This is a genomic window from Tenacibaculum halocynthiae, assembly GCF_964512825.1.
Classification (GTDB): domain Bacteria; phylum Bacteroidota; class Bacteroidia; order Flavobacteriales; family Flavobacteriaceae; genus Polaribacter; species Polaribacter halocynthiae.
In genome coordinates this window covers 57,952-81,876 of record NZ_CAZELG010000045.1, presented here as the reverse complement: position 1 = coordinate 81,876, position 23,925 = coordinate 57,952, and the positions used below count along the sequence as shown (strand labels likewise).

Here is a 23,925-nt window from a genome sequence, read left to right as displayed (position 1 = left end):
TAATTACTGTTATTTTTAAATCTCTATTTTTGTAATAAAAATTACTATGCTTATATTTTTATTCCTTGTATGCTTTTATTTTATTGCTCAACATTTTTCGAGAACAAAGACTAAAACCAAATCAAACTACTTTAAAAGAAAATTTGATAAGGATTAACTACAGATTAAATATTAATTGTTCTCCATTTGCTGGAGCTACTTCAATTATTTCACTAAATGGTATTCCGTATAACTCTCCGTTAACTTCAACACCACATTTTGATTCATGTATTTTTAAAGGATCAGTACAGATATCTATTATTTTAGATTTTACCTTTTTTAGAAAGTGTTTATCATTTTCCCACTGATCCAAATAAAAAGTTATGTATTGATCTACTTTCATATACTACTGTTTGTTTTTAATTTGAAAATATGATAGTGCTGCAGTAAACGGACACCATCCAATTTCTTTTCCAATTTCCTCCCAGACATGTTTACAGTATGTCATATCAACTTGATTTTCGATTCTAGGTTCATTCCATTTATCAAGTATCTTTTTAATTGTTGGTAGATGTCCTTGTGCCTCTAAACCAAAAACAACTTTAACTTCCATTGCTTTTACTAAATCTTTCATATTCGTTTTATTACACTTTATTTATAATTCGTTTACTAAGATCTTGGGCATAAAAAAACACCTTAAGCAAGGTGTTTTGTGGTAAGTGTATTTTTAAATTGTCTTTAATTTTTGTTTTTCAATAGTTTTTGAACTAAAGAATCCAATCTTTTAATTTTCTTTTCTTGTTCTTCAATCTCTTTTTGTTGTTTGTCAATCTTTGAATTTTGCTTTTCTAGAACATTGATTTTATCTTCCTGACTTTTCAATTTCTTCTCCTGCTCAATAGTATACAAAGTTAATTCTTCAATTTTTTGAAGCAACTTAGAATCCATTTCCCCAAGAAAAATTCCATTTTCTTCAACTTCCTTTGCACTTGGAATATCTTTTAAATGACCTTTTTCTTTGATATGATTCTCTACTTCTTGAAGTGTTGGCAATTTATAGTTATCATAAAAAACAAAATCTGACCAGCCTGTTTCAACTTTAATTTCCTTAGCTCTTATTTGTCCATTTACAGCTAATCTCCAAGAACCTGGGTTTGTAGTTCCTATACCTACATTTCCATTTGATTGAATAACCATTTTTTCAGTGCCAGGAGTCCCATTGTAACCTGTATAAAATCTATGATTACTCTGACTAAAATAATCCAAATCACCAGTACTTATACCAAACCCAAAATAGTTATTTTCACCTCCCGACCAAAGAGTTATTTTGTTAGGATAAATAGAAGGATTAGAGTAATTCTTTCCCAAATCTAATCTACTTTTGGGACTTGTTGTCCCTAAACCTACATTTCCTAAATTACTAATATTAAAAGCATTAATAGTTTCTCCATTATTTTTTATTACATTCATCATTATCTGTGCATCAAGAAATCTTATATATGACCCACCTCTTTGATTGCTTATTCTTCGTAAAAATGGAGTAGTAGTAGCATTAGTAATATTATTACCTATACCCACACCGGTGTATGTTAACCCTGGCTCACTTGCCCATAGCATTAAATCTGCAAACTTACTTTCAGTTCCTCCACCTCTAGAGTGTAAAAGTATTCTACTATCTCCATGACCTCCTTCAATATGTAATTTTTGTCCTGGAATCGTTGTTCCAACACCAACATTACCTGTAGCTTCAATTTTGTTCTGGGCATTTCCCACCAAACTCATAATCATCATAATAATGACAACAACTATACTTTTTGTTTTCATAATAATTTATTTTTGGTAAAATTAATTAAAAAATTACTTACCACAATTATGTCAAAGAACTTTTCCGTTTTTTAGGTATCGGAGAACCTACAGTTTTATTTTAAAATTTATGTGACTTATTATTTTTATTTGAGTCTTAATTAGTAAATAAAATTTATTCACTTTTAGTAAAAATTTAATAAGTAAAAAAGAACAAGAAGTATTCCGTGGGGGACTGCTTCTTTTCTTTTTTCTACGCTTTTCACGTAAAAAACTAATGTTTTTTACTTAGTTGATTTTCAGGGTTTTTGAGTATTCTTCATTTTAAAAAATATTTGTTATTTCGATCCGACTTGAACAATAAGTCATTCATTAACAGTATATAGTTATTAGTAAAAGTTAAGAAGTTCCGTGGGGGGACTTCTTTTCTCTTTTAACTACTGTTTTATAAATAATGATTGCTTATGATTTATTTTTTGATGTATAGATAACCCTAAGTAGTAAACCTCCTCAAAAGGTAAAATATACCACAGAACAGAATCTTCTAAAAAGATTTCCCCTGAATCTGATTTTTCTTTTAACTCATTATTGATATCGTACTTCATAATTTTCTTTCATTTAAACTCTATCAAAGTTTTTTGTTATTTGTAACGGTTCCCTATAATTTGTTTTTAAGCAACTTAATTATGATGATTTAGACTCTAATTCAACTTGTTTAAAATATGCATCAGATACTCCTATTTCAATATATTCAACTCCACCAGTTTTCCAATCACCTCCTTGTTTACTGGGATTAAACTCCCAGTTTTTATATTTACAAAGTGTTCTTAATTTTCGTTTAAATAAAGTTGGAGTTACATATTTTTTATCAGCTGGATATTTAATACCAAACCCCTCACCTCTTTCAAAACTAGATTCGTTATACATTTCTTCTTTTCGCATTTTAGTGTTTAAATTGGCTGATTTGTTGAAGTACAATTCTGCCCAGGCTAAAAAGTTTTCTCCTAAATCTTGGCGCATACGCCTTTGCTCTAATCTTTCGGTAGGTGCTTCAATAATTCCGTGTTTGAAATAAAGATTTAATGAAGTTGCAGCTAAATTGTAGAAATAATTCCATTGTTTAATTGGCCAATCTTCATCCCAAAAATTCATACCAAAATCATTTATTGGTTTATGAGTATCGCTATACCAATCAGAAAAACCAATTAGTATTTGACGGTCTTTATATGAAGAGGTTTCTCCTTTTAATGCATGGTTTGTTGTGATATAAAGCTTAATTGAATTTGACAATGAATGTTTTCCTAATCCTTTTTGCTCAACAATAAACTTTCCTGTAATATGCGGAAACAATAATTCTAAGTCAAAATTTAAACGAACATCATCAATCCAAACATTATCAACTCTATCATTTACTTCATCAAACAAATATTTATCTTCTAATAAATCCTTTCTCTTTCCTGATACAAACACCACATTATTCAATTGCTCTAATGCAATACCAATTATTGACTTTCCTGAACGCCCATTTGATAAGCCTACTTCTGACATTAACGAATCCATACCAATAACAGCTTTCATTACACTATTGTCTTTATAATTATGTAATAAATACCCAAATGCAGTAAGTTTAGACAGTATGTTTCTACTTGTTTCAAACCTTTCAGCAAGTGAATACTTATCCCAACTTCTGGTTCTATTTTTATGATGCATGTCAGAAGTATTCACCAGGAACTGAAGAAAGTGAGAATCGTTTCCTTCTTTGGTAAAATCAACCGTCCACTCTCCTTTAAACTTCTCTAATTTTTTATTGGTTTTAATATCTTGATCAGTAATTTGATGCACTTCAGAAAGCAATGAAACTTTTGAAGGTTCAAAATCTTTTATTTGAGTTCGCCAGATATGGCCATTAATATGTTTTAAATCTTCAATTTCAATTCCGTTTTTGGTAATTTTCCAACACGAGTTATTAAAATACATGTACTGAATTCCTTTTTCAGCTTTATTAATAGTCAACTCTTTATAATCTAAATTTGATAAACTATCTGGACCAAAATACTTTGCTCCATTTCTAAACAGTAAATTTTCTATTTCTTCATTATTTAAAGTAGCCGTAAAACTTTTAATAAAATCTTTAACCTGTTGTGTTTCTATTTCTTGAACTAGGTTACTTTCTAACTGAATAAATATGTGTTTATTTTTTGGCTGACGGTATCTAAAAAACCCTCTATTTTGCAAAAATGTATAACATCTTTTATGATTAAAATGATAGGTTTTTGAAACTACTTCACCATCATTATTTTTTTTAATATTCTCTTTCCAATACTTTTCATGCTCTAATATTGGCTGTGCTAACTCAACCTGTTTTTTATCATTAAAACGGTATTTTACTTTTCCAAATTTGAAAATTGGATAGTTAAGTAATACCTCTTTGTATTTATGTATAAAAGCATCTTTACTTTGTAAACCCCAAAACTCAAGGAGTTTATATTCTGATATGGTAGTTATATTATGAAACTGTAAATGAATAGCATTCCCATCAGGCTTTGTAAGTGCAGCATCACACATACCTTTTAAAGCATCTGGGTCTTTTTTTAAGGTATTGGTTAATAAATCATCAATCCCTTTATCTTGATTGTCGTTAGGCTTTACATGCGCAAAATAAATATCTAAAAAAATATCATTATTGGTAAAAGCGTAAAAATGATTTCGGTAATTTAATACAGCTCTAAAAAATGATTTTGGCCTGTTATCGGCAGGATGGTTACTATCTATTTTAGATGATAAATTTTGCCAATCTTCATCTAATACAAACACTACATTTTCAACCTGGCAACGCTTAATAATTAATTCAAACTCTTTAGGCAAGGTTTGGTTATAAGCAATGTTATGAATACCCATAACACCTACTGAAATTAGCCCGTGTTTAGTTGCTTTATCTGCTTTTTTTTCACCCTCTTGAATGTAAAGCGTTTTTATTTTAGAGCTCGCTTTATATTTTCTACGAATGAATTTATTAATATACACCTTGGTACCAGAACCATACGGACTTTTATACTTAGCTGCATTACCATTTTTATCTTTATGAAGCTCTGGATTTTGATACCGTACTCGCTTAAACTCTTTTGGTGATCCTGTTGGGTTTCCTGATTTTGTTCTACGATAATAGGTCATTGGTTTGCCCTCTAAATCGTAATAATGAATAATTACATCATCACCATGGGTTACTTCATACTTAGCATCAAAAGTACCAGGCGTAAATAACTCAACTTCTTTTTTAGTTTGCGGATCTACAAAAACTTCATCCGTAATATCTTCAACAGTAAGGCCACTTTCTTCAAGCATTTTATCTCTAAAAGATTGCTTTGCTGTTTTTTTGTTTCGTACTACTTTCTTTTTACCCTTTACTATGGCTTTAGGAATATCAATAGCTTCAATTTTTGCCAATTCTTCTAATGCTTCTGGGTAGGTTTTATCATGAAACTTCATTAAATATGATACTGGCGTACTTACTTTTATATCACACTTAAAACACGAAGCAATATTTTTAGCTTCACTAAACTCTAATTTATCTTTAGTACCACATTTTGGGCACTCCATAACATGCTGAGCACCTTTCTTCTTTGAAAAATTATGATACTCTTTTAACACGTTATAAAGCGTTGCCTTTTCTTCAATTTCTTGTTTAGTTGTATTGGGTATAAAAGCCATTGGTAGTTTAATAAATTAGTTTAATTGAATAGTACTTCGTGATAAAATGTATAGCTAGTAATTGGTGTAATTGAAGGGTGCTTTTTACACCTAACTTTTGGTAGTTGTTGTTTTACCTGGGCAGATATTTCGGTAATTGAAAACTCAAGCGGAACGGTTACAATTTGCTTACCAAAATAAATGGGCTTTTTACAGTTAGGACACTTTTGAATAACTGATAGGTGTTTTAATATGTTGCTCATAATAATCTTGTACTGTAGTTATTTTATTTGTGGGTTGTGCAATGGGCTCGCTATCCAGTATTTGAACTAAAAATTTATTAGCTCGCCTTTTAATTTCAAGCGGAACAATATCGTATACCTTACCCTTTAGTGACCAACTCAATTCCTTCTGTAACTGTAATTTCATTTGCTCTATCTGTATCAAAGTGAAGCAAGGCATCGGCGTCTTGTTTTTGCAATCTTGCACGGAGTTCTTTAATTTTTCCATTGTAAAAATTCATTAAGTGTGTGTATTGTTCTTTGTTATATTCAGGAGTATTCTCTTTGGCTAGCAAGGCTGTTTTTTGATCGTACACCTTTTGTAAATACGCTAGTAGTTGTAAAGTATTCATTAGGCAACAATTTTATATTTGATAGACAGTTTTAACAGTGCCATTTTACTATCAACCCCAAGAGCTGTAAAGAGATTCTTTTTATGAAAATCGAAGGTTTTTTGTGATATACTTAAAGCAGCTGCAATGGCTTTATCGGGTAGGTTTTCGCCAATTAAATCGATAATTATTAGTTGACGAGGCGTTAATACATGATTGCCAATGTTTATGTTTTTAGAGTTCCATAATAAACTAGGGCAGTTTTTAGAGTCTCTAAAATTTTCTGAAGGTGCAAGTACCCCATCTTTAACATCAGGTGTGCTATCTAACTCACCATACATGTAATAGGTATATAGTTCTACCTGCCTTTTTAAATTGGCTGTGATACTTTTTAAAAAATTAACAGCTATGATATCATTAAAAAAAGCAGTTTTTAAAAGTGTAAATACTTTTATAGGTAAATCATTAAAATATCGAGTACTTCCGTTTTGAATCCAGAGTACTTGTTTTGTTTTTCTAACACCAACAAACTCAATGTTATTATCGTTTGGCATTACTCCTGCTATTTGCGGAGTGAAATTAAAATTTGTAGTTTCGTTCTTGTTAATCATCGTTGTAAAATTGTTTGATTAATAAAATTTTAAGAGCCTGTAGTTACCGCTACGGCTTTTTTTATGCGTACACCTTTGGCAATTGCTTTGGTGATGTTGGTTTTTAAAAAAGAAGATCTTTCTAAATCACTTTTGCTTACTACACTGTAAGATTCTACTATAGCAAGTAGCTCGTTATGGCTATTAATTAGTGCTTGTATTTTCATTATTTATTAGTTTTATTGAATTTAAATATCCTTCTACTTTAGCATCATAGATGTCCCAAAGTTTACCAAGTTTATTATTGAACTCCTCTCCTACTGCATCTAACTCACCAGCTTTATCTTTACAACCTTCCATAGATTTATGGCAATCATCAATTAAAATTTTAAGCTCTGCCAGTGGTAAATTTTCTAAGGCATTTTGTTTTAATTCTTGTGATGCCTTAAAACCTCTTTCAAACAAAATACCTGCTTGGAATTTTGTTACCATAACTTCTTGTTTAGAGGCATCTGCCTTAACAAGCTCACTCCAAACACTATTAAATTCTTTGTCTTTTGTACCCATATTATTATGTATTTTAAATTTTTTACTGTTTAAAAAACTACTCCGCCTCGCAACGGAGTAGAAAACTAACTATGAAAAGAAGGCGCTTTTAACCACCCGCCAGTGGACACTAATCAAACTATACTTTAAGTAATACTTTACGTTGTGCTTCTAATTGCTGAGTAATAGCAACTTGTTTTTGAGTAGCAGAAAATATTGCTGCTTCAATAATTTTATGAGAACTCCCATTCATAACATTGGTTATTTGTGTTGATGAATACGCTACTCCATTTCTATTTAAAGCCCCTTTTTCTTTTAATTCATCTTTAACCGCAGCTACATAACAGCTACCTAATATTTTTTTGATTTTTCTTTTTTGGGTTTTAGAAATCATAGAAACTCCTTATTTTATTATTTGTTTTTTTGTGATACCTTAGTGATAGCTAAGTGATAACTTAGTGACACAAACATAAGATAAAATTATCTAATTAAAGGCAAAAATGTCTAATAAAGTTTCAGAAATAAAGTCTCGTCTACGTGAATACACTAATTTTAAAGGGTTTTCTCAACGTAAATTCAATATATTAATTGATGCTTCAGATAGCTTTTTAAAGAGTAATGGAGGATTTAATGTTGATTTTTTACCCAAAATAAGACAAAAATGCCCTGATCTAAATCTTGATTGGTTACTTTTTGATGAAGGAGAAATGATACTTTCGTCTGATAAGAAGCCTAACTTAGTTAGTAAACCAGGTAGTGAATATTCAACTGAGTCTTTACAGTATCAAATAAATGTTATTAATGAAAAGCTTGCCGAGTTTGATACGCTTAAACAAACGCTTGGCTCATTAATTACTGCCGAAGTGCAACATCAACTACAAACTTCTAAAAGGAATGTGATTGATAAGCATAAGAAAGAGGTTGAGTAGAGGGGAGCGGTTTTGTGTATGATTAGTGACTTGTTTAAGCTCCTAGTTAAGTAAACATCCACGAATCAGAGGAAAATCCGAAGGATTTTCCTCGCTAACCTGAACCAAGTAATTAATTAGGAAACCATTTAGTTATATTAAATATTCTCTTCATAAAAGAAATAAATCCGTTTCCGTTTTCACTGTTTAGTACATTTTGATTTATATAACCTGTCAATGCTGTCGTAATAATTATTATTTCAGCAGGATTATTTGATGATTTAAATAGTTCATCTATTTTTTCTTCATTTATTTGTAATTCCCACTTATTGTTAAAATATATAAATAAAGAATTTTGGTTACCTATTACTTTAATTTTTTTTAGGTATTTATTTAGGTATGCAAAATTGTTTATTTTATTTTCGAACTTTATTTTTGACAAAAAATTATTTATTCTTTCTTCTATTTCTTTTTTGTGTTCAAAAGTTAAATGATTTAAGTAATGATTAAATATTCCCAACAAACTTATTGCGATATATAATTTTTTATTACTTATTATATTAATGTTTTTTCCACAATGTTCACAAATGATAGAAAAACCATAAGTAATATCTGATTTATTACAATACTTACATTTAGAGTCATTTAATTCATAGATGTGTTTAAAATCAATTAAGCACTCATCTATATTTTTATATTTGCTATAGTCCATTTTCACATGTAATTTTTGTTGTTCAAATTTTGTTGATATAATTTGATTTTCAAAAAGAAGGATTTCGGTTTTTAATGATTCTAAATCATTTACGACTTTTGCGTTAAATAAATAGTTGTTGATTACTGGTGGCTCAGGAATGAATTTTTTATCTTTAGAATACCAAATTGCAAACTGTTTATTTATGTCGTGATATAATATTGGTACTTCAATTTTAAAGCTTGATTTACAGGTTTTACAATTAAAAAAATTAAGTTCATTGTCTAAAAGTTTTTCCTTTAATTTTTGATGTTTAGAAGCAGTAATAGATGTTAATAAAGTAATGTTTTCAGCATTATTACATTTGGGACATGAAAAGTCAATCGTAATGGTTTTACTCATTTTCTATAAAAATTATGAATCTATTCAGTTTGAATTTCATGATAATAGTTGGTAAAGTAATTGTGTAAGATTAGTTGCGTGTTTCAAACAACTAATTTCCTAGATTAATCACTAACGGCGAAATTCCGAAGGAATTTCCCAAGTGAGCTTTTACTTGCAATTAATTTTACACGGTGTTGTGGCACGTTATTTTTCCATTATTTTTGATTTCATCAGTTCAAATTCGGTTTGTGACAAAGTTCCTTTTTCTTTTAATTCGGTTATTTTGAGCAATTCATCTGACATTGAAACACTTGGACTTTCTAACGAATCTATTTTTTCCTGTGAGCTAATAATCACTTCAAGTTGGTCTTTCCAATATTGCAATCTTGATTTAACTTTTTTCAATTCTGGACCATAAACACTATCACTTTCTTTTATAGATTTCTTCGTATTTCCAGTTGTTTCAATAGCATCAAATAATCTATATTTAAAAGATGTTTCTTCTGTCTCTCTGAATAAGATTTTAAAATCAATACTACTAACTTCTTGCACCTTTTTTTCTTTACCTGATAATCCACCAATAACTGCACCAGCATTTCCAGCTAAAATTCCGCCAGCAATACTTCTTTCAATAACAGAAGATTTTTTATATGTAGTTTGACCATTTATTAAAATTTCGCAAGAATGAATTGAAGAAAAAGGATGAACCTTTATTTTGCCAAATTGAGATTTAACTGCAATTTGTTTATTCTCTTTATCAAGAGCCATTAGGCCCCATTTACTTACTAAACGTTTTGAAAAAGTAAATCCCTTAATTTCATTCAGTTCAGAATTTAATTTTTTGCGTTTGGCTTTTCTTACTTCAGCCATTTTTTTAGTGTTGTTTATCTGAAAAGCAGCTATTACAACAACAAGAATTATAAAACCAATAATATATTCCATTTTACTTAATTTTTTTTAATGAGCAGGATTTTTCCAATGTGCCACAACAGCTGTATAAAATTACCTAGGTAATTTTATATTTCTTATAGATACATTTGTATCTATTTCACTTTCAAATATAATTTTTATAACCTAATTAAATAATAAAAGTGTTTTGCTTTATAATTTCTTTAAAAGTAAATAATCAGTATCAAAATCTTCAACTTTTAAAATATGTTTGGGGCTACATAAACTTTTTTTATAAGCTACTTCTGGGTTTCCATAATCATTTTTTACTCGATTGAAACAACCTTGTTTTTTTAAAACTACATATACAGTTCCGTTTTTCAAATTATCTTCAGATAATTCAAGCCCGCAATTAAAAGGAACCGTTTTAGAATGTGCAAAATCATTTCCATAATCTGCGTAGTTCCCAAGGTATGAACCATAATCTTTCCACCTTCTAAATTTATAATCTAGCGTACCTAATAATATTAATTCTCCATTGCTCATTTGATAAACAGATATTGACGGAAGAGAAGGATCGTTGCTTTTTGAAGTAATTGAAACTCTTGCTAAAATATGTTTATATCCTCTTTGTGCATCTCTTAAAAAATATCGGTCGCCATAAAAATCAAAAGACCAACGTTTTCCTTTCCAAATTTTATCAAATCTTAATGATAAATCGCCATATTTAACTCTTGTTGTTGGTTTTAATATTTTATACCCAAGCGCTTTTTTTCTTTCAGCTACAAGTTTTCTTCGCTTTATAGTATTGTTAATCTTGGTAATTTCCTTTGATGCCGTTTTTGCGTCATTTGTTCCTTTGAAGTTTTCAATTATTCCTACAAATTCAGATTTTGCGTCAGTCAGATTATTATCAAATAAATACTTTTTTGCTCTAATAAATCTATTCTGTGCTGTATTCTTAATTTCAGCCAATTCAGCAGAACATACATTCAATTCCGTTTTAGTTTCCTCAAGTTCTATTTTTAATTCAACTAATTGCTTTTTTGTTTCTCCGTCTGAGCATCCTAGGATAGCTACTACCCCAAAAATTAACACAAATAATTTTAATTTCATTTCACTTAAATTTTAAGCGACTAAATTCTAGATAAATATTAAATTTTATTTACGGGTTTCCTTAATTATTTTTAAACTCTCTTCTTAACTCTAATTCTTTCTCCCTTAATTCTTCAATAATGTTTCTAATTTCAGAATCTAATTGATCTATTTGTTCAGTACCTAATTCATCCTCTTCTAAGTCAAATTGTTTTAAATTTCCTTTTACCTTTTTTAATATCTCAATTTCAGAATCTGAATTGATTATTCCTCTTAAAAATCTCTTCTCAAGTAAATAATATTCATCTTTGGGAGCCCCGTTTTTAATTAAGTTAATTGGATCCCAATTAAGTACTGCTTTATGTACAACTTCAGCCAATTCAATATAATAATTATCACTTAGCATTTCTTATCAATTTATTGTCTAGAACAATTCTGCCTATTTCACTCTCAAATATAAATTTTAATCTACTAACTAAATAATAAAAGTATTTTTTTATAAAGGCTATCTAATTCAGGTGTTTGTTGTTGTTGTTGTTGTTGTTTTGCAATAAGTTCATTTAACTCAGCTTCTAGTTTAACAAGCTCGTAGTATTTTTCAAAACTATCAAGTTCAGGGTTATTTTCAATAGTTTTAATTTCTTTTCTAATTTGTAGTAATTTATCTAAATCCATAGTTGTTTTTGGGGAGTTCTTGTTCAGGGTGCCAAAAAAGCACCTAATTAATATGTATGGATATTTAAGGGTGTGGGAATTCTTTTATTTAAACGTTTCTAGCTACTTTTTTAATGGTGCTTAACATTTCTTCACGTTTTTCTGGTTTGGTGTTTTTAAAAGCAAATTTGGCTAATTCTAACTGGTTTTCTTTTAATTTATTTATTCGGTGGTTTCGGTACTTGGTTATTAAGTAAATGGTAAATACCATCATTATTACAGAAAATACCGTCATAAAATAATAAAACATTTTACTAACATCTTGAAATGGTTGAAACATCCAATAAAAATAAAAGATAGGTCCTGTTAAAATGAGTCCGTGTAAAAACTTCATACCATTATTTTTCTTTTCAAAATAGAAAGATCTAAACAGCATGTATAATGAATACATGAAAAAGCAAAGCATGGGCCCAAATTCAGCCATAAAAAGTTGTAATGATTTAAAACCAAAAACTTTTTCTTCTTTCCTAATTTTATAGTACTCAGATTTAAATTTATCTTTTATCTCTCTTGCTTTTAAATATTCAGCATAAGCCTCAGTTTCCGTTGCTTCATTTTTAACTTTATTTAAAGCTGTGGTAACATTTTTTATACTTGCTTTATACTTATTTTCAGACGCAACAAATTCATCACTGAAATTTTGAAAAAATTCAAAAGAATACAATGATGCAACACAAACTATGGCTAATATGTAAGGAAAAAAACTTTTAACCTTCTGTATCGTCTGGCTCTTCTCCTCCTCCATTGTTTGGATTGGTGGCGTCGTCTTTGTCGATTGCAAGTATTTCTTGTTCTTCATGTTGTTGTTGTTCTAATATTTCATCGTTATCAGTACAAGAAATAAATCCTAAAACCATTACTATTGCTAGTATTTTAAAAGTTGTTTTCATTTTTTTTGTTTAAAAAATTAAACATTAAAAGTACAACTTTTAAAAAAGGATTTAATTTCTGTTTTTTATAAACAATTGAGTTTTATGTTTTACTACCAATAGGGCTAATTGTATGTTACTTTTTAGACATAACAAATTCATTTCTATACTTACTGAAAAACTCTAATGAATGCAATGATGTAATACAAATTATAGCAATTATGTATGGAAAATAACTGTTAACCTTCTGTATCGTCGGGATCTGTTTCTCCTCCCCCTCCAGGGTTTTCAACATCGTCTTTGTCGATTGCAAGTACTTCTTGTTCTTCATGCTGTTGCTGTTCTAATATCTCATCGTTATCAGTACAAGAAATAAATCCTAAAACCATTACTATTGCTAGTATTTTAAAAGTTGTTTTCATTTTTTTAGTTTAAAAAATTAAACATTAAAAGTACAACTTTTAAAAAAGGATTTAATTTCTGTTTTTTATAAACAATTGAGTTTTATGTTTTACTGCCAATAGGGCTAATTGTATGTTACTTTTTACACCTAGTTTTTTACGCATACGCTCGGTATATGAGCGTAATGAACTTCCTGTTATTTCCATTTGCTCACAAATTTCTTCTTGCGTAAAATCTTCTACCAAAAACTTCATTACCTCAGTTTCTTTTTTACTTAAAACATCGGTAATTAAAATTTCTCCATCAGATTCTAAATGTTTATCAATTACAGTATCTCTTACTATTTCAGAGAAGAAAGGTTTTCCGTTATATACTGATTTTATAGCATCTACTATATACTCGGCAGATTCTTCTTTAAGTACATAGCCCATGGCTCCTAAATCAATTACGTTTTTTACAATCATTGCTTCACAGTAACTGGTTACCATAATGGTTTTTACACGGCTGTTTTTTTCTTTTAAGTATTTTAAAACATCGAGTCCGTTATAAAATGGCATAGAAATGTCTAATATTAAAACATCACAATAGTTATTATCTAACCAATCAATTAATCCGTAACCATCAGTTGAAGAACCAACTACATTTATACCTTCACATTTTAGAAGTGCTTTATAGCCTTCTAAAACAACAGGGTGGTCGTCTACTAAAAATACTTTCATTTTTTTCTTTTCAAAATTGTTAGACAAATGTAAATGATTGTTTCTTATTTATTTGTGGACGTTTGTCGCAAACCTTAAAAAAGTGATACCTTTGTGATAGTTAAGTGATAGTAACTTTTTGAAAATCAGATAACTTAGTGTTTTTTACTGTTTTTTTAAGTAAAATCTAGCCATTCGTTATGTTCTGAATTTGCTAAATGCCTTGTTATCACTACAGAAATCAATGATTGGAGCGCGTCATAAACGCGTCATTTCATATCAATTTTAACTAAAATAAGGATTGTAAGTTACTGATTATCAGAAACGTCAAAAATAAAATATAGCCACAGAGAATCTGCTCTTCGCTACAGTTAAAAACCCCTTATTTTATAAGGGGTTTTTCGTTTTTTATAAAGATAGCGAGTCAAAAGTACACCATTAGATCTTGTAACTTACAATCGATTAAATCGACTATAAAAAAACCACTACACAAAAATCACCCAAAACCATTCTATTCGTCGATTATATGCCTACATAACTGTGTAAAAGCAGAAGATGGGAGATAATTTACTACGCAATTGACATATTAAATACATACTTATAATTTTGTTTAATAAGTTTCAAAGAAAAAAACATAAACCAACTATTCAAAGGACTCTTTAAAAAAATAGAAATCTCATAAAATATTAAGATCTAATTTATTTTAATATAATAATAAACACTCATATTTTTAGGTCTTGTTTCGTTTCCTCCAGTTGGAGATACTCCTTTAGAAGATGCTTGATTTGGTTTAGGGTTATATGAATTATTAATACCTGGATATATATTTGGTAGTTCCATACCCCCACTGGCATACCATTGCAAACCATGAGTATGAGATTGTATGCTCTCATTTTGAAAAACACCTGCTGGAGTATTATCAGGATTAGCTTGTAAAGGCTTAACTTCTCTAACACCATCAAAAGGGACGTTATAATCGTTTACATTTCTTAAAAAGAGACCTCTTAAATCGGGTACACTACCTGAGAATTCTCCATATCTAGAAGAAGATACATTTCTACCATCACAAGGCACCCAAATAGCTTTAGACATATTATCAGTAGCTTTAAATTTATTTACCTCAAGGTAAGTTTGGTACCTAAATAAAGAACTAATTATAGTTCCAATTGGTAAAGAATTACTACTACCAAAATATTCATTTCCTAAATGAATATCTCCAAAAGAAACTTCATTAAAGTTAACTCCGATATGAGCTGCTTTCTTTCTATTAATTATTTTTAAATATTGAATAATGCTATGATTATTTTTTAATTCAAAACCCTTTTTTAATACAAACCCGCCAATAGGTTCACAGTTAACCAACGTTGCATTATTCTTTAGAGTTACTTTATATTTTCCTACAGTATTTGTAAAGCTTAAGTTAATAGCAAATACATCTTCAATATCTCCAGTTACTTCATAAAAAACACCATTTTTTTTTGGACATGATCTTAAACAAGCCTTATATGCTTCTAATTGATTATTGGAAAAGACATCAACAGCTATTTGTTTAAATACTTTTTCTGAAATACTTTGATCTCTATCTATAATTTTTTTCAGGTTTCTTATTTTTCTACTCTGATTACCGCCACTTTTACCAGATGAACCACCAAAAAGACCATAGGAAGTAAAAGCTTCAAGAGAAGTCGATTTCCTATATGTCTTTACACTAGCTTCTGAATTGTTTTGTAAAAACTTATAATACTCATAAAGTTCAATTCTTAAATCTAAAAGTTTTTTCTCTGTATATTTATTTTTTAAAGATTTATCTAAAGCCACAGAGCAATCACACTCTTTGTTTTGCCCAAAAATGTTTAATGTTCCAAATAAAATTAATAGAATATAAATATTTAATTTTCTCATAATAATAGTTTTAAATTTGATTATTTTCGAAAATAATTCATTTAACTTTTGAATAAAGTACCTAATAATAGGTATTTTTCAGCAACAAAAAACCTAACTATTAACACATTAAAATAACCCTGATTTATTTTTTATTTTAATCAAAAGAGTATTTAGCTACCCTAATCATTTTACATTCAAGTGATTATTTTTAGTTAGTTTTCTTGGTGTTTCTTCAATCTTTCGAGTGATAGATGATTTCAACCAAAAAATCAGGTCAACTCTTAATACCTGTATTTCAAACACAGGATCATATACTTTCAAACCTTCTGATAATCTATGGACTAGTTCAATTTTAGCAACTGCTATTAAACTAATATAAGATCATGATTACACCAATGCGAACAACTAATAATTGGGTAGTTGTACATCCCCTCATGTATTCCCGCAACGAACCTAAAGGTATTTTATCTACTAGTAACAGTTATTTCGTTATAACTTGATTCCAAATTCCAGTTTTAGCGGTTTCTTGGGCATACTCATTAAATGTTGTTGCTTTTCTGCCTAAAACTCGTTCAATGTCATGAACCACTAACTGATTTTGTGGGTTAGTTAAAACATGCTTAAATAAATACTCTATTAACCAAACAACATCATCTGGTACTTCTTGTTGTTTCATACCTTCAACATACTGTTCTAATGTGATGTCGTAAAAATGTAAGCTTCTATCGCTAACCTTTGATATGATGTCAACAACATTCTTAAATGTAATTAATTCAGGTCCTGTTACCTCAATAATTTCACCATTATAAGAATCGTTAAGTAAAACTGTAGCAGCAACCTCAGCAATATCATTTACATCTACAAATGGTATTAAAACATCTGACATTGGTAATGCCACCTCTCCAGACAAAATAGGCTCTAAAAAGAAACTTTCACTCCAATTTTGATTAAACCAAGAGGCTCTAACTATGGTATAATCTATCCCAGAATTAATTACAATTTTTTCGCAAGCTTCTGCTTCAGTTTCTCCTTTTCCAGAAAGCAATACCATTTTTTTAACTCCTAATTCTTTAGCTAAATAGGTTACACTTTGTATAGCTTCTTTAGCTCCAGGAACAGCTAAATCAGGATAATAACTAACATACATTTTTTCGACACCTGTTAAAGCCGCTACCCAAGTATCTTTATTATCCCAATCAAAACTTGGTGATGCTTTTCTTGCCCCTACTCTAGGTTCTATTCCTTTGTTTTTTAAATGTTGTACTACACGGCGACCCGTTTTTCCGGTTCCTCCAATAACTAAAATATTTGATTTCATAATGAATTGTTTTAATTTGTTTTGTGAATAAATGTTGCTATTAATACTAGGACGAATGAAATCATTCCTGAAATTGTTCTAATGCTATGGTAATGATTCCAAGTACTTTCGTAATAGCTTCTAAAGCTTTTTAATTCTAATAGGTTTAAATTGTTAATATTCAATGCGTCTAACTCCTTATTTAAAGGAACATTTCCAAGAGCAGTAATGCCAAATGTGCCAATAGAATAAATGATTGTTGATGCCAACACCAACCAAAACACTGTTTTAGTATTAAACTGTAAGTAGCTTGTTATAATCAATGCTATTAAGCTTCCAAAAAACAGTATAAAAAACGCTGGATTTAAGATTTCTCTATTAATATTCTGCATGGTTTCCAAGTAAGTAAAATCTCCTACTTTTTTTGTTCCTAATATTACCGAGACCGACCAAGCAAAGAAAAGACCTGCAGAAAGTGCATTTAATAAAACTGTCATAAAAAGAGTTACGGTTTTCATGCTTTTTCTTGTTTGATTAAATAAGTTCCGAAATACAATACAATGAAGTAAAACTCAACCAAAATGGTAAAAAACATAGGGTCTCCAAAGAATTCTGAGTAACTGCCACCGTTGGGAATTACAAATATTGGCACTGTTATTAATGCATCTAATATTGTTGCTACAAATACAAATGTTAGTGCCAATGTAGATGGTTTCATACTCCCTTTTTTATAGAATAAATAAGTTCCAAAACAGGCACTAGGAATAATGGCAAATACTAATACAATAGTAGCTTGTTGTTCAGGATTTTCTAGAATGGGAATATAAAATGAAAGAAGGTAAAAGCTAACGCCAAAAACCCAAACGATACTGGCACATACAATGCTAAGTATTTTATTGCTGCTCATAATTTTTGATATTTAATTATGATGCAAATCTATAGCCATTGCAAAACAGCGACTTATTCAGAAAGAATTATGATTTATTCGAAAAGAATCTTATACTTGACTTGGCCTGTATCCAAACTTTTTTTCAAAAGCATTCGAAAAAGAACCTAAACTATCATAGCCAACTGCCCAAGCAGCTTCTTGAATAGTTTTTTGTTCATTTTTAATTAAGCTGTAAGCTTTCTTTAATCGTTCGTTTTGTAAGTATTTAAAAACTGGAACACCAAACTGAGCTTTGAACTCTATTTTAAGCTTATTAATATTGGTTCCTATTTTATGTGCTAATTCGGTTAAAGATGGTGGATTTTCTAAATCAGACAACAATATTTCTTGAGCATGGTTTATTTTTTTAAGCAGTGAAGTATTTATTTCAGTAGCCTTTTGAAAAGCCAACTCTCCAAAATAATGAGAAAGTAGAGCGCTCATATGACTTTTATAGAACATCATTTTAAGATTTCCTTCATATTTATTATTAAAGAATTGTTCAACTAACAAAAACATTTCTGGAGTCATATTAAACACGGGGCCTTCAACATAATGATCTTTGGGATGAACAAGCTGGTACAAAAACTGTTCTAAAAACTGACCTTCTCCATTGGGTAATTTATCTAAATTTTTAATTGTTGTTGTAATTACCAAACATTGCAAAGGTTTTTGAGCAGATACATGATGCTCAAACTCTACTTTTTTATCAGCATAAAATGACAAAATCATTCCCTTAGTATGATGAAACTCTTTGGTTTTTCCATCGTATTTAACTTTCAGACTAACATCTCCTGCTCCATAAAAAGCAATAGCAATAACTGGCTCGTCAAAGAAACAAGAATCGATCAAACTATTTTTATCAGTAGAAGCTTCTTCTAATAATATTGTACAATCATTTATGTCTATAATTTCACGATTCATTCCTTTATTTGCCTTTATTGGATTTTAGTTATTGCAGTTTTCAATTTTACCATTGTCCTTCATGATAAATAACTCTTTTTCTATCACCAATAACTTTAAAGTTCTGACTTTTTGAAAAAGTTCCATCTTTATAATTCATAGTATCAACTTTCATCTCCTTTGGTAAATCATAGCTTAACGAAAATGAATAATCTGGTAAAAAACCATCATAATCATACCTAAAACTTATGTTCTTGGCTTTTATCGGTAACTTGGGAAACCATTTAATTTTTGTTATTTCTAAATATTCTTTTCCTGTCAAATTCTCAGCTTGGGTTCCGTAAGCAAGCTCTATTCCTACATTACTGATTTTTTTTAATGCTCCCTCACGAAATTCACTATTTGTTATTTTGTTGCTATATATTCTCATTCCATAATCAATATAAAAATATGAGTTGATTATTAAAATAAAAACTACAACTATTCCTATTCTTGTTTTTAATGATTCAACATTTAATTTTCGGAAAACTATAGTCAAAACTCCTATAAGAACTAGCCCTACTAGTGATATTCCAATTAATTTCAAAAACTCAATTGGACGAACTAACTTATTAAATTCTAACTCAAATTTATCTGTCCAAAACAAAAGTAAGATTGTTAGAAATAGTAAATTTAAAAGGATGATTATTAAATATTTCAATGATTTTTTAATCATTTATTTAGTATTAATTCCATCAAATATAAATATTGCTATAATTTTAACGTAAAAATACTTGAAATTAATTGTTGAAGCTATTTATAATTTTATTGGTTATTCATCCTTTTTTCATAATGAACATTTATATTCTTACATCAGTATAACAATATGTTATATAAAAAATAAGATTACAGACGATCGCAACTAGTTTTAGTTAAAGTTTAATTTTCTTAAATACTCTCTTGTTACTTTCGATACTTCTTTTGAATGTTTTCCAAACCATATCCAATGATCTGCATCTTTAACTGTATAAAACTGGATATCATTACCTAATACGCTCATTTGTTTGTAAAAATATTGAGCAGTTTCATAATGACAGTTTTTATCTTTATCTCCATGAATTAAAAGCATTTTTACCTTGCTCTTTTTTAACAAATGATTTGGTGAAATTTCTTTTACTACATCTTTATTTAGTTTTTTTTCAACTATCCATCTATTAGAGTTTGTTGTTAAATCATAAACTCCAGAATTTACAACAATAACGTTTGGCATTGCACTTGTTTTAAGGTTATCGGATTTTTCATTCCAATTATTAGCCAATGAAATTGCTAAAGACAAATGCCCACCTGCTGAATTACCAGTAGCTATAATTTTATTTACATCAATATTGTATACTTCAGAGTTCTCTCTTATCCAACGTATTGAAGATTTTGCATCTTTAACAGCTTCAAAAGGATAAGTATTCTGTTTCCCTTTAATTCTATACTCAACTACAGCAACTACCCAACCCTGTTTCGCATACTCCTCTGCTGTACTAAAAAACCAATCTGGTTTACCTTCAGACCAACTACCTCCATGAAATTGAACTATAGTTGGTCGGTTTCCTTTAAATTTTTCTTTATTAGGTAAAAAAAGATGTAGCTCTAATTTAAAGCCATCAACTTCTTTATACGTTTCTATACTATGATTTTCTCTCTCCTTTTTATGAGAGGTATACAGTTTACTTATGTTTTCTTTATATTCTGCTGTTTTACAAGTCATCATAAAGCTTGAATATATCTTATTTATATTTTTTATTCCTAAATTATTAATATGATGCTTTATATACTTATGCTTCCAAAAATCACTAATTTTAGTAGTAGTAAACACCTCATCTATCACGCTCAAATCTGCTTGTAACTGTTGATTATCTGATTTTCCAAAAACACTATTTTCTAATTTTTTATTTGCTTCAATTCTTATATAAGATGCTACATAATCTTTTAAATCTTTTGTTAAAAAAAACGTTGTATCATTAAATACTTTAATATTTTTATTAAGTTTTGATTGATTTTTTTTAGATAGAACTATATTTTTTCCTGTATATCTTTTATGTAGTTCAGGATATTCTAAGATTAATTTATCGAAAGCTAATTTAATTAACACCGTTTCCTCATTAAACGTTTTTTGGTCTAATTTACCTTTATTCTTATTGAGATAGCTTGTGAATATAAGTTGTAATGAATCTATCTTTTGTGTGAAAATATTCTGATTGAGAATATTTAGCTGATAACTATTTCCTTTAATATAATTCCACATAGGAATTGCAAATTCTGTTTGTTTTTCTAAATAGTGTTTTTTATTTTTTTCAAAATCTACATTCTTACAGCTTTGCAAAAGAATTATAAATAATATAACGATTAATTTAACTTTCATAAGTTTAATTTTAGTGGCTGGTTAATTACGAAAAACATCATTTATGATTAACCATTTTCCATTTTTAAAATGCCATTCTGTAATCCCAATTTGATTACTAGTTTTTCCTTTATAACTATACGTATTTTTATATTTTTCTACAGCAATCATATTACTTACACTAATAGACAAAGATTTATATTCAATTAATTCATAATCATTTTTTACAATATTATCCATCATTTCACTAATTTGAATCTTTCCACATATTGAGTTTAAAATACATGCATTATCATCGTATAAAGTAAGTACTGAATCAACTTGCTTGTTGTTCATCCATTTTTTTATATTAGATTGATTTTTTTGTATAAATTCAGAAACTTCTTCAGCTGACTGTTTCTTAAAGTTTGAGATAACTTGAAAACCAATAATAGATACAATAGAGGTTGTTAAAATTAAAAGGATAGTTATTATTACATTTTTTTGAGGCTTATTTAAGTTTTCTTTTACCGAAGACTTTTTATTCAACGGAATAAAACCATCAAAATCTAGAATCTTAAATATCATTTTAAGAGTATAGCTTCTAGGTGTAACTTCTGTAGATTCTATTCTTTGAATAGTTCTTAAACTTAAATTACACTTTTCTGCTAGTTTTGTTTGAGTTAAACCTTTTGCTAATCTTAACTCTATTATTTTTTTTCCTAATTGTGGTTGCTCCATTATGTCTAAATTCAATGCAAGATTAAATCAATCTTTAATTCCTATCAAATTTAAACAATGTATTTAATACGTCATTAATATGACATTTACGTAGTAAGCTTAGTTTTCATGTGACTTTTAGGGCTAGGAACACATTACCTCAATGTTTAATAAAACTATGAAAAAAAGACAAATTCTTATTCTGTTTTTGATATATAAGCACATTGATTTGATAACATTTACTTTTACAGAGAAAATACCCTAAACTACATAAGTTTATTAAATATTACTAAAACTCAACCTAAGTGTAATTGACTAAATCGTTTATGTAGTAAATCGAAGAAATCTATTTAATATAGCTTAAGAAATGGTGTGTCCAATTCTATTTTGATGTAAAACTTATCTTTTTACAATACTGAATTAGCTTTTCTCTATAACGCCAAGGTTTTGTTTTCCCTGGTAAACGACTTAACCAATGACTATTTCGACCTTTACTACCTGGACGTTTATTTGCTAGTTCAAAAGAAGTAGGAAGAAGTTTCTTACTCATAACAGTTATAAACTCTTCAAATTGAGCTTCGCTAGTAAACTCAAATATAAAACCATCAAATTCAATAGTCAATTTTCGATAACCTTGAACTCCATCTTTAATTGGTGCAGGAGGATTAAATTTCTCTGATTTAGACCAAATACTTTTTCCTTCCTCTATATGAACCCAATAAGCCATAGAGCTACTTTTCCAGTCAGATACATACCCAAACTCTACTCTTTTCATTTTTAAAATTACTTACAACCCATTATAAAAATTTATAATTTCACAAACTCAACGTAAGAATAAGATACTTGACTAGTATCATCACATATTTTTGTAGGGTCGGTACTGTAATAGCCTATTTTTAATATATTATTTTTAAACTCAGTAAATGTAAAATCATCTGCATTTTCAAGAGTTATCACTAATTCATTATTATTTAATTTCCAATTCCCTTTTGTTGACTTTAAAACACAGTCATTATTGTAAAATCTGAAATCATTTAAAATAATATTACCGTTCTCTAAAATAGATATTGTTATTTTTTTCTCACACTGATTTAATCCTAAATCTTGTATTGTCTTAGAAGAACAAGAATATGCCTTTTTTGTAATTTTCCAATCTCCAATAATTGACACTGAACCTGAATTAGAATTCTCATCACTTGTACATGATGAGAAAATTATAAAGATGATTAATAGCCTATAAAATAATTTCATTTTTTTCATTCTTAATTGTTATCCTTGTAAATAAAGAGCATTCATTCCTATACCAATATCATAAGCATGAGGCTTCCATTTGGTATTAGATTTTATGTAAATTTTTTCTGCTGTATTCAAATAACTATATTGATTCTTTGAGTTAGTATCAACAGGAACTTACCAAAGTATTTCTTTAGCTTTCACTACTTTTAAATAGCTACTTGTATAAAATATTATCCTTGGACTTTTAACTTTCAAAATGCATTTATCACTAAAATTAATAGTCAGGATATCATTATCCGAATTAAAATTCAAAGAATCTAATTGATGTCTTGTATCTAACTGCCTACCTTGCCAATCTCCCCAAATTGATACTGTTACACCTTTATTAAAACTCGGTTTATTTTTAGAAAATAGATTTGTTAATTCTTCAGGAGTTAATTTCAATACGTCACTACCTAGTGTTGGCTCTAATTCATCTAAATCATAGGTTGCGTTATCACCAGATATTACAGAAAGAACTCCTCTTTTTATTATCAAATTAAAAAGTGATCTACTTAAAAAAACACCTACACTAAAAACTGCTTTTGCAATAATTATATTGTAAGGGGAATTCAACTCTGAATATATTACAGCGCTTAAAAAAATAAATCCAAGAAAAAGAAGTAATGCTTGTAAAAATGCTACTATATTTCTAAATATCTTCATTCTATTACCATTAACAATTTAATAAAGTTTAAAAG

Annotated in this window: 31 protein-coding genes; 1 reads left to right on the top strand and 30 read right to left on the bottom strand. The window is 28.8% G+C overall.

Annotation, left to right across the window (positions count from 1 at the left end; all coding sequences use genetic code 11):
* Window positions 1-157: 157 nt before the first annotated feature.
* From ACKTTQ_RS18670 to ACKTTQ_RS18625, 10 genes are all read right to left on the bottom strand, one after another.
* Window positions 158-382 (bottom strand): hypothetical protein, encoded by a 225-nt coding sequence (locus ACKTTQ_RS18670; protein ID WP_299135236.1) that lies wholly within the window; start codon window positions 380-382, stop codon window positions 158-160.
* 3 nt (window positions 383-385) lie between these two features.
* Window positions 386-613 carry a hypothetical protein gene (locus ACKTTQ_RS18665; RefSeq protein ID WP_408050082.1) on the bottom strand — a complete coding sequence of 76 codons (228 nt, stop codon included), beginning with the start codon at window positions 611-613 and terminating at the stop codon, window positions 386-388.
* Between the two features lie 104 nt (window positions 614-717).
* Entirely contained in the window at window positions 718-1,803 is a 1,086-nt protein-coding gene (locus tag ACKTTQ_RS18660; RefSeq protein ID WP_408050081.1) for a hypothetical protein, read from the bottom strand.
* 416 nt (window positions 1,804-2,219) lie between these two features.
* On the bottom strand, window positions 2,220-2,387 hold the full coding sequence (locus ACKTTQ_RS18655; protein WP_408050080.1) for a hypothetical protein: 168 nt from the start codon (window positions 2,385-2,387) through the stop codon (window positions 2,220-2,222).
* Window positions 2,388-2,466: 79 nt separating this feature from the next.
* Window positions 2,467-5,490, bottom strand: a complete 3,024-nt coding sequence (locus ACKTTQ_RS18650) for a CHC2 zinc finger domain-containing protein (protein WP_408050079.1) — start codon at window positions 5,488-5,490, stop codon at window positions 2,467-2,469.
* 361 nt (window positions 5,491-5,851) lie between these two features.
* The gene (locus ACKTTQ_RS18645; RefSeq protein WP_408050078.1) at window positions 5,852-6,103 is read right to left on the bottom strand and encodes a hypothetical protein; all 252 of its coding nucleotides are present in this window, start codon (window positions 6,101-6,103) and stop codon (window positions 5,852-5,854) included.
* A complete protein-coding gene (locus tag ACKTTQ_RS18640) occupies window positions 6,103-6,693 on the bottom strand; it encodes a helix-turn-helix transcriptional regulator (protein ID WP_408050077.1) in 591 nt (196 codons plus the stop codon). The genes ACKTTQ_RS18645 and ACKTTQ_RS18640 overlap by 1 nt, the downstream gene beginning before the upstream one ends.
* Before the next feature lie 29 nt (window positions 6,694-6,722).
* Complete coding sequence (locus tag ACKTTQ_RS18635) at window positions 6,723-6,899, bottom strand: hypothetical protein (protein ID WP_408050076.1); 177 nt, start codon at window positions 6,897-6,899, stop codon at window positions 6,723-6,725.
* Entirely contained in the window at window positions 6,877-7,239 is a 363-nt protein-coding gene (locus tag ACKTTQ_RS18630) for a hypothetical protein (RefSeq protein WP_408050075.1), read from the bottom strand. Before ACKTTQ_RS18630 ends, ACKTTQ_RS18635 begins: the two co-directional genes overlap by 23 nt.
* A 118-nt stretch (window positions 7,240-7,357) precedes the next feature.
* A complete protein-coding gene (locus ACKTTQ_RS18625; RefSeq protein ID WP_408050074.1) occupies window positions 7,358-7,612 on the bottom strand; it encodes a hypothetical protein in 255 nt (84 codons plus the stop codon).
* Window positions 7,613-7,718: 106 nt separating this feature from the next.
* Between ACKTTQ_RS18625 and ACKTTQ_RS18620 the strand changes: the two genes are divergently transcribed.
* The gene (locus tag ACKTTQ_RS18620; protein WP_408050073.1) at window positions 7,719-8,147 is read left to right on the top strand and encodes a hypothetical protein; all 429 of its coding nucleotides are present in this window, start codon (window positions 7,719-7,721) and stop codon (window positions 8,145-8,147) included.
* Between the two features lie 112 nt (window positions 8,148-8,259).
* Here ACKTTQ_RS18620 and ACKTTQ_RS18615 read toward each other — a convergent pair whose 3' ends face one another.
* The 20 genes from ACKTTQ_RS18615 to ACKTTQ_RS18520 all read right to left on the bottom strand — a co-directional run bounded on the left by ACKTTQ_RS18615 (window position 8,260) and on the right by ACKTTQ_RS18520 (window position 23,890).
* Entirely contained in the window at window positions 8,260-9,219 is a 960-nt protein-coding gene (locus ACKTTQ_RS18615; RefSeq protein ID WP_408050072.1) for a CpXC domain-containing protein, read from the bottom strand.
* A gap of 186 nt (window positions 9,220-9,405) precedes the next feature.
* Entirely contained in the window at window positions 9,406-10,143 is a 738-nt protein-coding gene (locus ACKTTQ_RS18610; RefSeq protein ID WP_408050071.1) for a hypothetical protein, read from the bottom strand.
* 159 nt (window positions 10,144-10,302) lie between these two features.
* Window positions 10,303-11,205: a hypothetical protein gene (locus tag ACKTTQ_RS18605; protein WP_408050070.1), complete on the bottom strand. Its 903-nt coding sequence runs from the start codon at window positions 11,203-11,205 to the stop codon at window positions 10,303-10,305.
* 61 nt (window positions 11,206-11,266) lie between these two features.
* Window positions 11,267-11,590 carry a hypothetical protein gene (locus ACKTTQ_RS18600; RefSeq protein ID WP_408050069.1) on the bottom strand — a complete coding sequence of 108 codons (324 nt, stop codon included), beginning with the start codon at window positions 11,588-11,590 and terminating at the stop codon, window positions 11,267-11,269.
* Window positions 11,591-11,655: 65 nt separating this feature from the next.
* Window positions 11,656-11,859, bottom strand: a complete 204-nt coding sequence (locus tag ACKTTQ_RS18595; RefSeq protein WP_408050068.1) for a hypothetical protein — start codon at window positions 11,857-11,859, stop codon at window positions 11,656-11,658.
* A gap of 88 nt (window positions 11,860-11,947) precedes the next feature.
* Window positions 11,948-12,643, bottom strand: a complete 696-nt coding sequence (locus ACKTTQ_RS18590; RefSeq protein ID WP_408050067.1) for a hypothetical protein — start codon at window positions 12,641-12,643, stop codon at window positions 11,948-11,950.
* A complete protein-coding gene (locus ACKTTQ_RS18585) occupies window positions 12,606-12,788 on the bottom strand; it encodes a hypothetical protein (RefSeq protein WP_408050066.1) in 183 nt (60 codons plus the stop codon). The genes ACKTTQ_RS18590 and ACKTTQ_RS18585 overlap by 38 nt, the downstream gene beginning before the upstream one ends.
* Before the next feature lie 218 nt (window positions 12,789-13,006).
* Window positions 13,007-13,189, bottom strand: a complete 183-nt coding sequence (locus ACKTTQ_RS18580) for a hypothetical protein (RefSeq protein ID WP_408050065.1) — start codon at window positions 13,187-13,189, stop codon at window positions 13,007-13,009.
* A 51-nt stretch (window positions 13,190-13,240) separates the two neighbouring features.
* On the bottom strand, window positions 13,241-13,888 hold the full coding sequence (locus tag ACKTTQ_RS18575; protein ID WP_408050064.1) for a response regulator: 648 nt from the start codon (window positions 13,886-13,888) through the stop codon (window positions 13,241-13,243).
* 672 nt (window positions 13,889-14,560) lie between these two features.
* Window positions 14,561-15,769 carry a hypothetical protein gene (locus ACKTTQ_RS18570; RefSeq protein ID WP_408050063.1) on the bottom strand — a complete coding sequence of 403 codons (1,209 nt, stop codon included), beginning with the start codon at window positions 15,767-15,769 and terminating at the stop codon, window positions 14,561-14,563.
* A gap of 463 nt (window positions 15,770-16,232) precedes the next feature.
* Window positions 16,233-17,069, bottom strand: a complete 837-nt coding sequence (locus ACKTTQ_RS18565) for an NmrA family NAD(P)-binding protein (RefSeq protein WP_408050062.1) — start codon at window positions 17,067-17,069, stop codon at window positions 16,233-16,235.
* A gap of 11 nt (window positions 17,070-17,080) precedes the next feature.
* Window positions 17,081-17,566 carry an anthrone oxygenase family protein gene (locus ACKTTQ_RS18560; protein WP_408050061.1) on the bottom strand — a complete coding sequence of 162 codons (486 nt, stop codon included), beginning with the start codon at window positions 17,564-17,566 and terminating at the stop codon, window positions 17,081-17,083.
* Window positions 17,563-17,955 (bottom strand): DUF5367 family protein, encoded by a 393-nt coding sequence (locus ACKTTQ_RS18555; RefSeq protein ID WP_408050060.1) that lies wholly within the window; start codon window positions 17,953-17,955, stop codon window positions 17,563-17,565. The genes ACKTTQ_RS18560 and ACKTTQ_RS18555 overlap by 4 nt, the downstream gene beginning before the upstream one ends.
* A 90-nt stretch (window positions 17,956-18,045) precedes the next feature.
* Complete coding sequence (locus ACKTTQ_RS18550; protein ID WP_408050059.1) at window positions 18,046-18,900, bottom strand: helix-turn-helix domain-containing protein; 855 nt, start codon at window positions 18,898-18,900, stop codon at window positions 18,046-18,048.
* 46 nt (window positions 18,901-18,946) lie between these two features.
* Window positions 18,947-19,525, bottom strand: coding sequence for a hypothetical protein (locus tag ACKTTQ_RS18545; RefSeq protein ID WP_408050058.1), 579 nt, complete (start codon window positions 19,523-19,525; stop codon window positions 18,947-18,949).
* Window positions 19,526-19,786: 261 nt separating this feature from the next.
* Window positions 19,787-21,271: an alpha/beta hydrolase family protein gene (locus ACKTTQ_RS18540; RefSeq protein WP_408050057.1), complete on the bottom strand. Its 1,485-nt coding sequence runs from the start codon at window positions 21,269-21,271 to the stop codon at window positions 19,787-19,789.
* Window positions 21,272-21,292: 21 nt separating this feature from the next.
* Entirely contained in the window at window positions 21,293-21,970 is a 678-nt protein-coding gene (locus tag ACKTTQ_RS18535) for a helix-turn-helix domain-containing protein (protein ID WP_408050056.1), read from the bottom strand.
* Between the two features lie 361 nt (window positions 21,971-22,331).
* Window positions 22,332-22,724 carry a hypothetical protein gene (locus ACKTTQ_RS18530; protein WP_408050055.1) on the bottom strand — a complete coding sequence of 131 codons (393 nt, stop codon included), beginning with the start codon at window positions 22,722-22,724 and terminating at the stop codon, window positions 22,332-22,334.
* A gap of 32 nt (window positions 22,725-22,756) precedes the next feature.
* Window positions 22,757-23,200 (bottom strand): lipocalin family protein, encoded by a 444-nt coding sequence (locus ACKTTQ_RS18525; protein WP_158530808.1) that lies wholly within the window; start codon window positions 23,198-23,200, stop codon window positions 22,757-22,759.
* A gap of 159 nt (window positions 23,201-23,359) precedes the next feature.
* The gene (locus ACKTTQ_RS18520) at window positions 23,360-23,890 is read right to left on the bottom strand and encodes a hypothetical protein (protein ID WP_408050054.1); all 531 of its coding nucleotides are present in this window, start codon (window positions 23,888-23,890) and stop codon (window positions 23,360-23,362) included.
* Window positions 23,891-23,925 lie beyond the last annotated feature (35 nt).

Bases quoted from the DNA above. Each gene is read 5' to 3' on its own strand.
- ACKTTQ_RS18670 (WP_299135236.1), bottom strand. From the start codon at position 382: ATGAAAGTAGATCAATACATAACTTTTTATTTGGATCAGTGGGAAAAT.
- ACKTTQ_RS18665 (WP_408050082.1), bottom strand. From the start codon at position 613: ATGAAAGATTTAGTAAAAGCAATGGAAGTTAAAGTTGTTTTTGGTTTA.
- ACKTTQ_RS18660 (WP_408050081.1), bottom strand. From the start codon at position 1,803: ATGAAAACAAAAAGTATAGTTGTTGTCATTATTATGATGATTATGAGT.
- ACKTTQ_RS18655 (WP_408050080.1), bottom strand. From the start codon at position 2,387: ATGAAGTACGATATCAATAATGAGTTAAAAGAAAAATCAGATTCAGGG.
- ACKTTQ_RS18650 (WP_408050079.1), bottom strand. From the start codon at position 5,490: ATGGCTTTTATACCCAATACAACTAAACAAGAAATTGAAGAAAAGGCA.
- ACKTTQ_RS18645 (WP_408050078.1), bottom strand. From the start codon at position 6,103: ATGAATACTTTACAACTACTAGCGTATTTACAAAAGGTGTACGATCAA.
- ACKTTQ_RS18640 (WP_408050077.1), bottom strand. From the start codon at position 6,693: ATGATTAACAAGAACGAAACTACAAATTTTAATTTCACTCCGCAAATA.
- ACKTTQ_RS18635 (WP_408050076.1), bottom strand. From the start codon at position 6,899: ATGAAAATACAAGCACTAATTAATAGCCATAACGAGCTACTTGCTATA.
- ACKTTQ_RS18630 (WP_408050075.1), bottom strand. From the start codon at position 7,239: ATGGGTACAAAAGACAAAGAATTTAATAGTGTTTGGAGTGAGCTTGTT.
- ACKTTQ_RS18625 (WP_408050074.1), bottom strand. From the start codon at position 7,612: ATGATTTCTAAAACCCAAAAAAGAAAAATCAAAAAAATATTAGGTAGC.
- ACKTTQ_RS18620 (WP_408050073.1), top strand. From the start codon at position 7,719: ATGTCTAATAAAGTTTCAGAAATAAAGTCTCGTCTACGTGAATACACT.
- ACKTTQ_RS18615 (WP_408050072.1), bottom strand. From the start codon at position 9,219: ATGAGTAAAACCATTACGATTGACTTTTCATGTCCCAAATGTAATAAT.
- ACKTTQ_RS18610 (WP_408050071.1), bottom strand. From the start codon at position 10,143: ATGGAATATATTATTGGTTTTATAATTCTTGTTGTTGTAATAGCTGCT.
- ACKTTQ_RS18605 (WP_408050070.1), bottom strand. From the start codon at position 11,205: ATGAAATTAAAATTATTTGTGTTAATTTTTGGGGTAGTAGCTATCCTA.
- ACKTTQ_RS18600 (WP_408050069.1), bottom strand. From the start codon at position 11,590: ATGCTAAGTGATAATTATTATATTGAATTGGCTGAAGTTGTACATAAA.
- ACKTTQ_RS18595 (WP_408050068.1), bottom strand. From the start codon at position 11,859: ATGGATTTAGATAAATTACTACAAATTAGAAAAGAAATTAAAACTATT.
- ACKTTQ_RS18590 (WP_408050067.1), bottom strand. From the start codon at position 12,643: ATGGAGGAGGAGAAGAGCCAGACGATACAGAAGGTTAAAAGTTTTTTT.
- ACKTTQ_RS18585 (WP_408050066.1), bottom strand. From the start codon at position 12,788: ATGAAAACAACTTTTAAAATACTAGCAATAGTAATGGTTTTAGGATTT.
- ACKTTQ_RS18580 (WP_408050065.1), bottom strand. From the start codon at position 13,189: ATGAAAACAACTTTTAAAATACTAGCAATAGTAATGGTTTTAGGATTT.
- ACKTTQ_RS18575 (WP_408050064.1), bottom strand. From the start codon at position 13,888: ATGAAAGTATTTTTAGTAGACGACCACCCTGTTGTTTTAGAAGGCTAT.
- ACKTTQ_RS18570 (WP_408050063.1), bottom strand. From the start codon at position 15,769: ATGAGAAAATTAAATATTTATATTCTATTAATTTTATTTGGAACATTA.
- ACKTTQ_RS18565 (WP_408050062.1), bottom strand. From the start codon at position 17,069: ATGAAATCAAATATTTTAGTTATTGGAGGAACCGGAAAAACGGGTCGC.
- ACKTTQ_RS18560 (WP_408050061.1), bottom strand. From the start codon at position 17,566: ATGAAAACCGTAACTCTTTTTATGACAGTTTTATTAAATGCACTTTCT.
- ACKTTQ_RS18555 (WP_408050060.1), bottom strand. From the start codon at position 17,955: ATGAGCAGCAATAAAATACTTAGCATTGTATGTGCCAGTATCGTTTGG.
- ACKTTQ_RS18550 (WP_408050059.1), bottom strand. From the start codon at position 18,900: ATGAATCGTGAAATTATAGACATAAATGATTGTACAATATTATTAGAA.
- ACKTTQ_RS18540 (WP_408050057.1), bottom strand. From the start codon at position 21,271: ATGAAAGTTAAATTAATCGTTATATTATTTATAATTCTTTTGCAAAGC.
- ACKTTQ_RS18535 (WP_408050056.1), bottom strand. From the start codon at position 21,970: ATGGAGCAACCACAATTAGGAAAAAAAATAATAGAGTTAAGATTAGCA.
- ACKTTQ_RS18530 (WP_408050055.1), bottom strand. From the start codon at position 22,724: ATGAAAAGAGTAGAGTTTGGGTATGTATCTGACTGGAAAAGTAGCTCT.
- ACKTTQ_RS18525 (WP_158530808.1), bottom strand. From the start codon at position 23,200: ATGAAATTATTTTATAGGCTATTAATCATCTTTATAATTTTCTCATCA.
- ACKTTQ_RS18520 (WP_408050054.1), bottom strand. From the start codon at position 23,890: ATGAAGATATTTAGAAATATAGTAGCATTTTTACAAGCATTACTTCTT.